Annotated in this window: 13 protein-coding genes; 4 read left to right on the forward strand and 9 right to left on the reverse strand. The window is 40.7% G+C overall.

Translation table 11 applies throughout. The annotated features are described in order from the left end of the window. Position 1 precedes the first annotated feature (1 nt). From ACULLH_RS15625 to ACULLH_RS15640, 4 genes are all read left to right on the forward strand, one after another. A complete protein-coding gene (locus tag ACULLH_RS15625) occupies positions 2 to 1,030 on the forward strand; it encodes an RluA family pseudouridine synthase (protein WP_454089700.1) in 1,029 nt (342 codons plus the stop codon). A gap of 87 nt (positions 1,031 to 1,117) precedes the next feature. Next, a complete protein-coding gene (gene yaaA, locus ACULLH_RS15630) occupies positions 1,118 to 1,879 on the forward strand; it encodes a peroxide stress protein YaaA (RefSeq protein ID WP_454089701.1) in 762 nt (253 codons plus the stop codon). A gap of 145 nt (positions 1,880 to 2,024) precedes the next feature. Then, positions 2,025 to 4,571 carry a phosphoenolpyruvate carboxylase gene (locus ACULLH_RS15635; protein ID WP_454089702.1) on the forward strand — a complete coding sequence of 849 codons (2,547 nt, stop codon included), beginning with the start codon at positions 2,025 to 2,027 and terminating at the stop codon, positions 4,569 to 4,571. Between the two features lie 39 nt (positions 4,572 to 4,610). After that, on the forward strand, positions 4,611 to 5,300 hold the full coding sequence (locus ACULLH_RS15640; RefSeq protein WP_454089703.1) for a uracil-DNA glycosylase family protein: 690 nt from the start codon (positions 4,611 to 4,613) through the stop codon (positions 5,298 to 5,300). Here ACULLH_RS15640 and ACULLH_RS15645 read toward each other — a convergent pair whose 3' ends face one another. The 9 genes from ACULLH_RS15645 to ACULLH_RS15685 form a co-directional block, all read right to left on the reverse strand. Next, positions 5,301 to 5,723 (reverse strand): LytR/AlgR family response regulator transcription factor, encoded by a 423-nt coding sequence (locus tag ACULLH_RS15645; RefSeq protein WP_454089704.1) that lies wholly within the window; start codon positions 5,721 to 5,723, stop codon positions 5,301 to 5,303. Between the two features lie 168 nt (positions 5,724 to 5,891). Then, the gene (locus ACULLH_RS15650; RefSeq protein WP_454089705.1) at positions 5,892 to 7,388 is read right to left on the reverse strand and encodes a M20/M25/M40 family metallo-hydrolase; all 1,497 of its coding nucleotides are present in this window, start codon (positions 7,386 to 7,388) and stop codon (positions 5,892 to 5,894) included. 29 nt (positions 7,389 to 7,417) lie between these two features. After that, positions 7,418 to 8,188 carry a tryptophan synthase subunit alpha gene (gene trpA, locus ACULLH_RS15655; RefSeq protein ID WP_454089706.1) on the reverse strand — a complete coding sequence of 257 codons (771 nt, stop codon included), beginning with the start codon at positions 8,186 to 8,188 and terminating at the stop codon, positions 7,418 to 7,420. Positions 8,189 to 8,270: 82 nt separating this feature from the next. Further along, positions 8,271 to 8,573 (reverse strand): GIY-YIG nuclease family protein, encoded by a 303-nt coding sequence (locus ACULLH_RS15660; protein WP_454089707.1) that lies wholly within the window; start codon positions 8,571 to 8,573, stop codon positions 8,271 to 8,273. 39 nt (positions 8,574 to 8,612) lie between these two features. Then, complete coding sequence (gene trpB, locus ACULLH_RS15665) at positions 8,613 to 9,794, reverse strand: tryptophan synthase subunit beta (RefSeq protein ID WP_454089708.1); 1,182 nt, start codon at positions 9,792 to 9,794, stop codon at positions 8,613 to 8,615. Between the two features lie 69 nt (positions 9,795 to 9,863). Further along, positions 9,864 to 10,490 (reverse strand): phosphoribosylanthranilate isomerase, encoded by a 627-nt coding sequence (locus ACULLH_RS15670; RefSeq protein WP_454089709.1) that lies wholly within the window; start codon positions 10,488 to 10,490, stop codon positions 9,864 to 9,866. Beyond that, complete coding sequence (gene trpC, locus ACULLH_RS15675) at positions 10,487 to 11,272, reverse strand: indole-3-glycerol phosphate synthase TrpC (RefSeq protein WP_454089710.1); 786 nt, start codon at positions 11,270 to 11,272, stop codon at positions 10,487 to 10,489. The genes ACULLH_RS15670 and trpC overlap by 4 nt, the downstream gene beginning before the upstream one ends. A 413-nt stretch (positions 11,273 to 11,685) precedes the next feature. Further along, positions 11,686 to 12,681: an anthranilate phosphoribosyltransferase gene (gene trpD / locus ACULLH_RS15680; RefSeq protein WP_454089711.1), complete on the reverse strand. Its 996-nt coding sequence runs from the start codon at positions 12,679 to 12,681 to the stop codon at positions 11,686 to 11,688. A gap of 105 nt (positions 12,682 to 12,786) precedes the next feature. After that, positions 12,787 to 13,353 carry an anthranilate synthase component II gene (locus ACULLH_RS15685; protein ID WP_454089712.1) on the reverse strand — a complete coding sequence of 189 codons (567 nt, stop codon included), beginning with the start codon at positions 13,351 to 13,353 and terminating at the stop codon, positions 12,787 to 12,789. Position 13,354 lies beyond the last annotated feature (1 nt).

Consider the following 13,354-nt stretch of genomic DNA (forward strand, 5'->3'; position numbering starts at 1 on the left):
CATGGGTCCAGCTGAAAACCCTGAACTTTCGCAAGAAGAACTTTTTGAGCACCATAAATTTGTGGCTTCCAAAGGACAAGAACCCTTAAGGGTAGATAAGTTCCTGATGAATTTTATTGAGAATGCCACTCGAAATAAGATCCAGCAGGCGGCCAAACAAGGCCATATTTGGGTAAACGATACCATTGTAAAACAAAATTATAAGGTAAAGGCTGGTGACGAGGTCAAAGTGATGTTTGAACATCCTCCCTATGAGTTTTTGCTCACTCCAGAGAACATTCCCCTTGATATTGTTTATGAGGATGATACCTTATTGGTAGTAAACAAGCCTGCTGGAATGGTGGTACACCCCGGACATGGCAATTATTCCGGAACATTGATCAATGCGCTCGTATATCATTTTGATAATTTACCGACCAATAGCTCCGAAAGGCCCGGTTTGGTGCATCGGATAGATAAGGACACTTCTGGACTATTGGTGATTGCAAAAACGGAAGCGGCCATGACACATTTGGCCAAACAGTTTTTTGAAAAAAGTAGTGAAAGGGAATATTTGGCATTGGTATGGGGCAACGTTACCGAAGATGAAGGAACTGTCGAAGGTCATATTGGACGCAATCCAAAGAACCGTTTGCAAATGATGGTTTTTCCTGAAGGTGACCAAGGAAAAGAAGCTGTTACCCACTACAAAGTAGTGGAGCGTTTGGGTTATGTGACCTTGGTATCCTGCAAATTGGAAACTGGCAGAACCCATCAGATTAGGGTGCACATGAGGTACATTGGACACACGCTTTTTAATGATCAACGCTATGGCGGGGAAAAGATTCTAAAGGGAACAACTTTTACCAAGTACAAGCAGTTTGTTGAAAATGCCTTTAAAATATTACCGAGACAGGCATTACATGCCAAGACTTTGGGTTTTGAGCATCCGGTAACCGGAGAATTCATGAGTTTTGATTCCGACCTTCCTGAAGATATGGTCAGTTGTATTGAAAAATGGCGATCCTATGCCAAACACCACGATCAATAGATTTCCTCAATCTTAAGATTGAAAACACCTGTTGTCTTAATTGCGATAAATCCAATATCATCGTTATTTTTACTAAAAATTAATTACATGAAAATTGTTATCTCGCCTGCTAAGTCACTCAATTTTGAATCGGAATTGCCGACATCGCAATATAGTCAACCCCAATTTTTGGAAGAATCAAAGAAATTGAATGCCGTTTTGGTAAAAAAGAAGCCAAAAGCCTTGTCAAAACTGATGTCCATATCCGATAATTTGGCAGAACTCAACTGGCAGCGCAACCAACAATTTTCTACCCCATTCACCACGGAGAACGCAAGGCCTGCGGTATATTCCTTTAATGGTGATGTATACCAAGGTTTGGATGCATACACCATCCCGGAGAACAAATTGGAGAAATTGCAGGATACGTTACGAATCCTTTCTGGGCTATATGGAATTCTTAAACCTTTGGATTTGATTCAGCCTTATCGCTTGGAAATGGGAACGCAATTAAAAGTGGCCCGAAAAAAGAACCTTTATGAATTTTGGCAAAAACAGCTGACAGCGCATTTGAATGAAGAACTGGAGGATGGGGAGCTGTTCCTGAATTTGGCCAGCAACGAATACTTCGGAGCCATTGATCCAAAAAACTTGAAGGTCCCTGTGATTACTCCTATTTTTAAGGATTGGAAGAACGATAAGCTAAAAGTCATTAGTTTCTTTGCCAAAAAGGCTCGGGGTTCCATGGTTCGTTATATTTTGGACAAGGATGCACAAACCTTGGAAGATATCAAAGGATTTGATTACGATGGATATCTTTTCAGCGCAGAACACACCTTAAAGGAGAACGAACCCGTTTTTGTTAGATAATATTTCCACTTTGAACTTTTGATGTTAGGTTTGTGGATTCCAAATCCTAAATTGTGATGTGCCTAAATATGCACGGGATGTTCGGCATTTATCACGATCTTTGGCCTTTCGTAAACTATGTAGAACTAACCATTCCGAAAAAACCATGCAGCAGTCGAGACGTTTAGAAGAATTTAAAAGATCGGTTACCAATAAATTCAATATATATAATAGCCTTTTCTTAAGCTTGCCCTATCAAAACATTGAAAATGTGGGTGTGCTTATTCCATTATTGTTCGAGCAATGTGAAAAAGGACTTAAGGCTGGCAAAAAGCCACAGGAAATACTAGAGACTTTCTTTACCAATTTTGTGGATATCAAGGATGAGCGTGAGCGTTTGGATTTTATGTTCCGTGTTATCCAGTATGTGGAACGCCAAGTGGTCTTGTATGACAGTGTTGAAGATTCCGCTTTTCCAAAATTGCAGGAATATACCAATTCCCTTTCCATAAAGGATTATTTTGAGTTGGTGAATCGTTCCAAAAATTGGGACAACATCTCAAACTCACTTTCCACATTCAGTGCAAGGATTGTTTTAACGGCGCATCCAACCCAATTTTATACTCCTGCAGTATTGGATATTATTGCCGAACTCAGAGCACTCATTGATGAAAATAGGGTGGATGACATTGACCTGACATTACAGCAGTTGGGACTTACTTCCTTAGTGAATGCCAAAAAACCCACGCCTTTGGATGAGGCAAAAAATATTATCTACATCCTTAGAAATACCTATTACGATGCTGTTGGCGAGGTATTCCAATATATAAAGAGCAAAATTCAGGATGAGGAGTTCGACAATTATAACATCATTAAACTTGGGTTTTGGCCTGGGGGAGATAGGGATGGAAATCCGTTCGTAACAGCCAAGATTACCCAACAGGTGGCAGATGAACTTCGACTTACCTTAATGAAGTGCTATTACAACGAGCTTAAATCACTTCGCAAGAAGTTGACGTTTAAGGATATGCAAGATAATCTTAATGAACTTAGCAATAAGCTCTACAAAGCTATGTTCGATGCAAAGGCGGTTATCTCTTATCAGGAAATCATTGAAAGTTTGACCCAAATACGGGAAAAATTGGACGACAAATACCATGGCCTGTACTTGAAGCGACTTGATCAGTTCATTAATAAGATCCATATTTTTAAAACCCATTTTGCCACTTTGGATATTCGACAAGATCACAGCAAGCACAAATTGGTGGTTGAGACGATTCTGAAACAACAAGGGGCCATAAAGGAAGATTTAAGTGAGCTTTCCGATAAGGAGTTGCAACAATGGTTGTTGAAAAAAGACCTGAAGTTGGATCCCAACGATTTCGATGACGACATTGTAAAAGATACTTTGACCAATATTGGGCAATTGAAGCAAATTCAAAAGAACAACGGTGAAGATGGTTGCAATAGGTATATCATCAGTAATTCGGAAGACATTTACGCTGTTCTTTTCGTATTTGGTTTGTTTAGATGGTGCGGATGGAAAGAAGAGGATATCACTTTTGATATTATTCCGTTGTTTGAGACCATGAGGGGAATGGAGAATGCAGAAGAAGTGATGCAGACCTTGTTCAATACACCTCAATACCGTCAACATCTTGAGCGCAGGAAAAACACCCACACCATTATGTTGGGCTTTTCTGATGGTACCAAGGATGGAGGATATCTCAAGGCAAACTGGTCCATCTTAAAGACCAAAGAGACCTTGAGCAAGGTGTGCAATAAAAATGAGATAAAAGCTATTTTCTTTGATGGTAGGGGAGGACCGCCAGCTCGTGGTGGAGGTAAAACGCACCGTTTTTATGCCGCTCAGACCAAAGATGTGGCAAATCACGAAATACAGTTGACCATCCAAGGGCAAACGATAACCAGTACCTATGGTACCAAGGAGCAGTTTATGCACAATTCGGAACAGTTGTTAACAGCTGGGTTGAGCAATAACCTCTATGGAAAGGAACATGTGATTTCAGCCACACAACGTAAATTGATCGAAGAACTTTCTGAGCTGAGCTTTGCCAAATACGATGCATTAAAACAGCATGACAAGTTTATTCCTTACTTGGAACATAGAAGTACCTTAAAATACTATACCAAGGCCAATATTGGAAGTCGACCTGGCAAGCGTGGCAACAAAAAACAGTTGGAACTTTCGGATTTGAGGGCCATCTCTTTCGTTGGTTCCTGGAGTCAGTTAAAACAAAATGTACCTGGGTATTTTGGAATAGGTACCGCCATTCAAAAATTAAAGGATGAAGGCAAGCTTACCCAAGTAAAGAAACTCTACAAAGAGGTGCCATTCTTTAGGGCTTTGATGCACAACAGTATGATGTCGTTGGCCAAGACCAATTTTGACTTGACCAGTTATATGAAGGAGGATGAGGAGTTCGGCGAATTCTGGAATGTACTTCACGATGAGTACCAGTTGTCCAAGAAAATGTTGCTTCAAATATCTGGACTCAAAATTTTGATGGAAGATGAAGCGGTTTCTCGCGAATCGGTAAAGATTAGAGAGAAAATAGTACTTCCCCTGCTCGTGATTCAGCAGAATGCGCTGTACCATATTACAAAGAATTCCGAGTACAAGGATGTCTATGAAAAGATTGTGACCCGTTCTTTATATGGCAATATTAACGCCAGTAGGAATTCGGCCTAAGGTTTTATTTATTTTTGGATTCAAATCAAATTTGAAGTTTTGAGTTCGAAGCCCTTTTTACATACCCATCCTTATGAACCTTTTCTTTTTCCTGAGGCAACGCGGTTGATCGTTGGCACCTTACCGCCACCTCGATTTACCACGAGGGAACTAAAGGATGATGATGTTGATTTCTGTTATGGGAGTCGCAACGGAATGTTATGGCCCATTTTGAACGAGATTTTTGGGCTACAACTAAAATATGAGACCACCGAGGAAGCGACTGAACAACGGAAGTGTTTTCTTTTGGAAAACAAAATTGGGGTTTGCGATATTGTAGCCAGTGCGGAACGACAGAAAATAGATGCATCCGATCTTGGAATGCAAAATGTAAAGCTTCGCGACTTGGTAGGGTATCTCAAAAAATACCCAAATATTGAGACTGTTCTTTTTATGGGTGGCAACAGCAAAAATGGCCCGGAATATTTCTTCCGAAGACAGTTAAAAACATATGGCTTAAAATTGGAGGTAATAAAGGATGATGTACCGCGGATCCATGGATTAAAACTTCCAATAACTGAAGGGGGAGAGAAATTTAGACAGGTAAGGACCGTTTCTTTGATTGCGCCATCAGGTGCTGCCAACCGCGCGGTAGGGAGTCTTCAGACTTATAAGGATCTAAAAACCGCAAATCCTGAATTCAATACTTTCGACTTTAGGGTGATACAGTACAGAGCGTTTTTCGAATAGCTAGCTTTGGATACTTGAAAACCGTTTCAAAACAGTATAGGTCTTGATAGGTTTTATTCGCTTCAATTCGATTTCTTGAATGATTTTGGAAACCGCTCGCTCGAATCTCGTTTTACGTATGGGCTTCATTATAAAATCGTTGATGCCATAATCGAACGCTTTCTTGGCAAAATTTGCCCAGGTAGAGTTCATTATGATTGCGGTGTTGATTTCGATACTGTCCAACAACTCAAAAGCGTTTACATTGTCCATTAAAACATCTAGGAAAACAACATCCACCTTGTTGTCGTAAATGGCCTTGATTCCATTGTACGGATTGCCAAAGGAGCCCACCAATTCCAAATCTGGGTGGTTTTTGATCAGAATGGATGTAGCTAATCGCTGTATGGAAGAATCGTCAATAACTAGTGCAGAATACTTCATTGTAAAAGGTTTGGGTACTCTAAAGTTAACCTCACAATGCTTCTATCAATAAAACTAAGGTTGTATTGCAGTTTCACTGGGATGAAATCACATTTTAAATGATTTATCTGACAATCAGCCTCTTGGATGTCCGATTATCGGAATCTTTTATGGATGAAAAGACGATTCCTACTCTATTTTTGCAGATAGAATAGCATATAGGGCTTTGATTCCATAAGCTAACATCCCAATTTTGATGTTCTCATTGGGGCTATGCTGATTATTATCAGGATTCACCATCGGAACAACAAATGCTGGAACTTGTAGCTCGTTGACAAAAGGCGAGATGGGAACAGTACCTCCCATGATCCTAATCTGAACAACATCTTTTTCAAAAGATGATTGCAAAGTTTCTACCAAGAACTTACCGTATGGATTGCTCAAATCGGTTCGAAACGCATCCGTCACACTCCCTTCTTCCACGGTTACTATTTTATCAAAGGACATACGTTCCTCTTTTGAGGGAACATGATCCAATACATGGTATCCCTGTTTGGTAATATGATTTTTGACCAACTGTTTTAGACGATGGCCATCACTCTCGGGAACCAAGCGTAAATCCAACTCGGCCGTAGCGCTTTCAGGAACAATGGTTCTCCTTTTCGGTCCAATCCAACCAGAACCCAATCCGCGAATGTTCAAAGATGGAAATTGTAGGGCTTCCTGATAAAAGCCACCTACTTTTTCCGCAGATTTGAACTGTAATTTTTCAGCAATGGCTTGATCACTATCGGGTACGCTTTTAAGAACCTCAGTTGTGGTTTCATCAAATGAGATACCATCATAATATCCGGGAATAATGACCCTTCCATCCGCATCTTTCATCGTAGCCAATAGTTGGGCCAACTGAAAGCCGGGATTTGGGGCGTAATTACCGTAATGGCCGCTGTGTTGAGGTTTTATTGGACCATAGGTGGTCAATGTCATAGTTGTGATTCCCCTGCACCCATAGACCACGGTTGGGCTTTCCGAAGGATGCACAGGTCCGTCGGCGATCACCAAAAAATCAGCTTGTAGCAATTCCCGATATTGTTTTACGGCTTTCGGAAGTGGTTTGCTACTTTTCTCTTCTTCACCATCCAGTATCACCTTAATGTTGAACGGGATTTCCTTACCCTCCTTTTTCAAAAGGTCAATGGCGTTCAGGAACATTACAATTGGGCCCTTGTCATCGGATGTGGAACGGCCAAACAATCGCCAGTCGTAATTAATGTCATCATCCAATTCGTCGAAAGAAATGGTTTTGTAGGCATCACCTTCAGGCGCTTTTAACACAGTTTGATAGGGATTGGGTTGATTCCATTTAGCAGGATCCACGGACTGACCATCAAAATGCATATAAATCAGCAGCGTGGGTTTCGTATCCTCCATGGGCAAAGCCGCAAAAAACAGGGGTAGATTTTCTGTCTCGAGCACAGCAGTATTAAACCCACGTTCGCTAAACTTGTTTTTCAACCAAAGAATATTGTCATCTATATCATCTGCGTTCAGTGCATCGTTGGGTATGGCTATAAAATCCCGTAGCTCCTCAATCGCCTTGGCTACTTGGGATTTAACTGCGATGGAGTCCTGACCGAAGGTTACGAATGAGGTAACCAACAGCAAAAAGTTGGTGAATTTTTTCATTGTGGATTGAGTTAGTTCCGAAGTCGAATTTAGCGAATTCCCATTACAAAATCAGCAATTTTATCAGCACCATGTGTGCTAAGGTGTTTTATAAAGGCTGAACCAATAATGGCTCCCTTTGCCTTCTTGGTGGCCTGGTCAAAGGTTTGGGAATTGCTGATTCCGAACCCAACAATCTGTGGATTTTTTAGCTGCATTCCGGCAATTCGGTCAAAATAGGCCTTTTGAACATCACCAAATCCCTCTTTAGCCCCTGTAGTACTTGCAGAACTGACCATATAGATAAATCCGTCAGATGCTTTATCTATGGCCTCAATCCGCGCGTTGCTAGTTTGAGGGGTAATCAAAAACACATTGATCAACCCGTATTTTTTGAAAATGGATTCGTATTCCTCTTGATACACATCCAAGGGTAAATCGGGCAGAATAATACCATCAATTCCAATTTCTTGACATTTTTGGCAAAAAGCTTCCACACCGTATTGCAACACAGGATTGAAGTAGCCCATGATGATCAAAGGAATGGAAACTGTATTTCGAATGTCTTTGAGCTGCTCAAAGAGCAGTTCTGTATGCATTCCGTTGTTCAAGGCGGTGGTAGAGCTATCTTGTATAGTAGGACCATCGGCTAAAGGGTCGCTAAATGGAAGACCGATTTCAATCAAGTCCACACCACTACTTTCCAAGTCCTGGATGATATTGACCGTATCGTTTAATTTAGGATATCCTGCCGTGAAGTATATGGAAAGCAGTTTTTTATCCTCTTGTAATTTTTTTTGAATTCTATTTTCTATTGTCATATTCTATTTTTTGTTTTGAAGGGAATCGATTTTGTCATTCCGCACGGATGCTGAGCGAAGTCGAAGCACGATGCGGAATCCATTAATCAAACCAATCAAATGCTAAATCGTTCCAATTTTTATTTTCTTTCTCTATCAAATCGATTTTCCATTGTCTTTTCCATTTTTTTAACCTCTTTTCTCTCAAAATAGCATCATTTACTTGTGAAAAGATTTCAAAATAGACCAAAGTATCCAATCCGTATTTTTTGGTAAATCCATCTATTAGTTTCCTTTTGTGCTCAAAAACTCTTCTTTCCAAGTCATTGGTCATTCCGATATAAAGGGTACCATATCTTTTATTGGTAAGGATGTACACATAATATTGATGAACGTTCTTTATCATTTTATTATGGATTCCTGCTTTCGCAGGAATGACAACTTATCACAATTCAAAATAGTCAATGTAATTCTGTAAATCTTTATCACCTCTTCCCGAAAGATTGATGACAACAATATCGGAAGGGTCAAATTTCCTTTGGTCCAAAATTGCAAAGGCGTGGGATGACTCTATCGCGGGAATGATACCTTCCAGTTTTGATAACTCCATACCTGCTTTCATGGCATCATCATCGGTAATGGAGATAAACTCACCTCGTCCAGATGTAAACAAATGGGCATGTAAAGGACCTACACCGGGATAATCCAGACCTGCCGAAATGGAGTAGGGCTCTGTAATTTGACCGTCGTCAGTTTGCATCAATAGGGTTTTGCTGCCGTGAATAATCCCAACCTTTCCCAAAGCTGAGGTGGCAGCACTTTCTCCTGAATGGATGCCCTTTCCTGCTGCCTCCACCGCAATGATTCCAACTTCTGGGGTATCCAAAAAATGGTAGTAAGCCCCAGCGGCATTACTTCCTCCTCCAACACATGCCACCACATAATCAGGATTTTCGCGACCTTCCTTTTCGAGCAATTGCGCTTTGATTTCCTCCGAAATCACAGATTGAAAACGTGCCACCATATCCGGATAAGGATGTGGTCCAACCACTGAACCGATGATATAGTGCGTATCCACGGGATTATTGATCCAATCACGAATGGCTTCGTTGGTTGCATCCTTTAAGGTTTTACTGCCGGAAAGTGCTGGACGAACTTCGGCACCCAACATTTTCATCCGGGCAACATTTGGAGCCTGACGGGCGATATCAATCTCACCCATGTACACGACACACTCAATTCCCATAAGGGCACAAACTGTAGCGGTAGCGACTCCATGCTGACCCGCACCTGTCTCGGCGATGATTCTGTTTTTACCCAATCGCTTGGCCATCAGAATCTGTCCGATGGTATTATTCACCTTGTGTGCGCCCGTATGGTTTAGATCCTCACGTTTAAGGTAGATTTTGGTGTTGTATTTTTTGGATAATCTTTCTGCAAAATAGAGTGGGGAGGGACGCCCTACGTAGTCTTTTAACAATTGTTGGAATTCTTCCTTAAAAGAAGGTTCCTCCATAATTTGGATATATTTCTGCCGCAATTCCTCGCAATTCGGATAGAGCATTTCGGGGATAAACGCCCCTCCAAACTCTCCGTAATACCCTTTTTCATTAGCGTGATAGCTCATATTTTTTTGTCATTCCTGCGTAGGCAGGAATCTTTTTAGGTTTGACTTCAGTTTATAATGGATTCCGCATCAAGTGCGGAATGACAATAACTCTTTAAATTCTTTTAGTTGGTCAATGTCTTTTAGACCTGGCTTTATTTCAAATCTACTATTGACATCGATGACTTCGCAATATTTTGAAGCTGGACTATCCAAAAATGCTTGAAGTTTGGATGCTGAGTCCAATCCGATTCCTCCACTTAGGAAATATGGTTTTGTGGATGGATAATTGTTCAAAACGGACCAATCGAACGTGTAACCGTTTCCACCTGGTAACCTTCCTTTGGTATCGAACAAATAATAATCACACACCTCTTCATAATCCTTTAAAATGGAAAAATCGAAGTTGTCCTTGATGGAGAAGACCTTAATAATGTCGAAAGACAGGGTGCTTTCTTTTAAACTCATACAAAACTGAGGACTTTCAGTACCATGGAGTTGAACCGCAGTCAATCCATACTTTTCCACTGTTGATAGGACTTCTTCAAGGGAAGCATCCACAAAAACACCTACTCTTTGTATTGAAGCCGGTAGTGTGGGCATTTCCCCTTCAAAATATCGTGTAGAAGGTTCCCAGAAGATAAAACCCATGTAGTCGGGTTGCAGTTGTGCTACCTCCTTGGGATTATGGTTCATGCCGCAGACTTTCAACTTCATGATTCCAAGTTTTTTATGAATACCGCTGCATGTTCTCCGGGATTATCCGTTTTCATGAAATTTTCGCCAATTAAAAAGCCTTGATATCCGTATTGTTTCAAATCCTTTATGGCTTCTATGGAACTGATTCCGCTTTCTGAAACTTTTACAAAGTCATCAGGAATTTGGGTCGAAAGCGATTTGCTGGTTTCCAGGCTCACCTCGAAGGTTTTCAAATTTCGATTGTTCACCCCTAACATGTCCAAACTCGGCATGATGGATTTATGCAGTTCTTTCTCATTATGAACTTCAAGAAGCACATCCAATCCAAAACTTTTTGCTGTTTCTGAAAGTGCTTTGATTTCATCCCGAGTCAAGATTGCAGCAATAAGCAAAATCACATCCGCTCCATAAGCCTTTGCCTCCAAAATTTGATAAGCATCTATGATGAATTCCTTTCGTAACAGTGGAATATTAGTTACTGACCTAGCAAGCAATAAATCATCCAACGAACCTCCAAAGTATTTGCCATCGGTTAAAACGGACATTCCACAGACACCTGCATTTTCATAGCCTTTGGCAACATCTTGAACATTCAAACTTTGGTTGATAACCGATTTGGATGGCGAACGTCGCTTATGTTCGGCAATGATTCCTGAAGCACTTTGCCGTAATTCAGTGGCCAAAGAGGGACTTTTTCTTTCAAAAAGCACGGATTGCTCCAATTGGGAAACGGGAATCAGTGATTTTCTCAAATCGACCTCTTTACGTTTATCGGCTACTATTTTGTCTAGTATGTTCAAATTTAAAATAGTTAATCGTTATTGGTTGCTAGTTAACGGTTTTAGGGAGAAGTATATGTTTGTCCAAAAAACAAGAAACGAAGTACTTCCCAAAAACAAAATGCTATTTAATCCCATTCTGAACTTAGCCGCTAACAATGAAAATAAAATCATTAGAACTAAATGAATAACAGAAAGAATTAAATCGGTTTTTAGTTTTAAAAGTTTGACAACACCATATCCTGCAACAAAAAATATCCATGAGTAAAAGCTCATAAAAATAAGATGGATAATTATGGTATTGCTTATGTCATATTGCCAATTTACTGTCCTGTTTATACCAAATAGTTCATTTCCGCCAATGAATATTCCTATTATTGAAATAACAAGTGTCAACCAAAACATCTGCTTTTGAAAAAAGGAACTTATCATCATTAGTTTTTACTTATTTCTTGTAGTTTCTTTAATGCCTCGAGTCCTTTGCCGCCCATTAGCGATTCTTTTGCCTTTTCAAATCCTTCTTTTGGACTGATGTTGTTTACGGTTGCTATGGCCACACCCGCGTTTGCACAAACCACATTGTTTTGGGCCTCGCTACCTTTTCCCTGCAAAATGTCCATGAATATTTGGGCAGATTGGGCAATATCATCCCCTCCTGTAATCTCCGCTTGGGTAATGCGCTTCACTCCAAAATCGACAGGCGACAAAATACCTTCAGAATTATTGGAAATGGTCTTTGTATCTCCGGTCAAGGAAATCTCATCGTAACCATCCAAAGCATGTAGTACCGTAAAGTTTTTATCCGTATTCTGATAGAGGTACCCGTACATTCGGGCCAATTCCAAATTAAACACCCCAACCATCTGATTTCTGGGGAATGCTGGATTCACCATAGGTCCCAACATATTAAAGAAGGTCTTTACGGCCAATTCCCTTCGAATAGGTGCCACATTCTTCATGGCCGGATGGAATAGGGGAGCGTGGAGCACACAGATACCCGCTTTATCAATGGATTTCTTCAAAAAATCCGCTTCATTACTGAATTTAATGCCCAAAAACTCCATTACATTACTGCTCCCACATTTTGAGGATACCCCATAATTTCCATGCTTGGTTACTTTAACTCCTGCACCAGCAGTTACAAAAGATGCCAGAGTAGAAATGTTGAAAGTATCCTTGCCATCACCTCCTGTCCCACAGAGATCAATAGGATTGAAATCCGTTAGGTCCACAGCCAAGCAGAGCTCCAAAAGGGCATCGCGGAAGCCTTCCAGCTCCTCAATAGTGATGCTCCGCATCATATATACCGTCAAAAAAGCGGCGATTTGTGATGTATTATAATCTCCTTTGGCAATGTTTACCAAGATTTGCTTGGCATCACCTTTGGACAAGATTTCGTGGTTTATAAGCCTATTAAGTGTCTCTTTCATGATTCTTCTTTGTCATTCCTGCGAAGGCAGGAATCTTTAATCGATTATTTGGATTCCCACTTTCACTTCGACTTCGCTCAGCGACCAGGTGGGAATAACATTAATTTATTTCTCCAACCAATTTTTCAGCATTTGTTTTCCTTCCGGTGTGAGCACCGATTCAGGGTGAAACTGTACTGCAGTTACGTCGTATGTTTTATGTTTTAGGGACATAATTTGTCCGTTGTCATCCACAGAGGTAGCCTCCAAGCTTTCTGGCAAATCGGGATGAACCACCCATGAGTGGTATCGTCCTACCTGAATCTGTTCAGGTAAACCTTCAAAAATGATATCCTCTTTTGTCACGGAGATTGTGGTAGCCACCCCATGGTACACCTGGTCCAAGTTCACCAAGGTTCCTCCGAAAACTTCACCGATGGCCTGCTGTCCCAAACAGACGCCCAATATTCGTTTGGTAGGGGCATAGGTTTCGATAATTTCCTTGAGCAAACCTGCTTCATCCGGGATACCAGGTCCGGGCGATAACACGATTTCTTCAAAAGCTTCAACATCTTCCAAAGTCAGTTGGTCGTTTCGTTTTACGGTAACGTCACAATCTAAATCCTCTAAATAGTGCACCAAATTATAGGTGAAGCTATCGTAGTTGTCTATCATTAAAATCTTTCTTCCCATT

The organism is Flagellimonas sp. 2504JD4-2, from assembly GCF_053642935.1.

Excerpts from the sequence above, each read along its gene's own strand:
- trpB (WP_454089708.1), bottom strand. The coding sequence starts at position 9,794 with ATGAGCTATCACGCTAATGAAAAAGGGTATTACGGAGAGTTTGGAGGG.
- ACULLH_RS15660 (WP_454089707.1), bottom strand. The coding sequence starts at position 8,573 with ATGATAAAGAACGTTCATCAATATTATGTGTACATCCTTACCAATAAA.
- trpD (WP_454089711.1), bottom strand. The coding sequence starts at position 12,681 with ATGAAAGAGACACTTAATAGGCTTATAAACCACGAAATCTTGTCCAAA.
- yaaA (WP_454089701.1), top strand. The coding sequence starts at position 1,118 with ATGAAAATTGTTATCTCGCCTGCTAAGTCACTCAATTTTGAATCGGAA.
- ACULLH_RS15635 (WP_454089702.1), top strand. The coding sequence starts at position 2,025 with ATGCAGCAGTCGAGACGTTTAGAAGAATTTAAAAGATCGGTTACCAAT.
- ACULLH_RS15670 (WP_454089709.1), bottom strand. The coding sequence starts at position 10,490 with ATGAAGTTGAAAGTCTGCGGCATGAACCATAATCCCAAGGAGGTAGCA.
- ACULLH_RS15685 (WP_454089712.1), bottom strand. The coding sequence starts at position 13,353 with ATGGGAAGAAAGATTTTAATGATAGACAACTACGATAGCTTCACCTAT.
- trpA (WP_454089706.1), bottom strand. The coding sequence starts at position 8,188 with ATGACAATAGAAAATAGAATTCAAAAAAAATTACAAGAGGATAAAAAA.
- ACULLH_RS15625 (WP_454089700.1), top strand. The coding sequence starts at position 2 with ATGGGTCCAGCTGAAAACCCTGAACTTTCGCAAGAAGAACTTTTTGAG.
- ACULLH_RS15645 (WP_454089704.1), bottom strand. The coding sequence starts at position 5,723 with ATGAAGTATTCTGCACTAGTTATTGACGATTCTTCCATACAGCGATTA.
- ACULLH_RS15650 (WP_454089705.1), bottom strand. The coding sequence starts at position 7,388 with ATGAAAAAATTCACCAACTTTTTGCTGTTGGTTACCTCATTCGTAACC.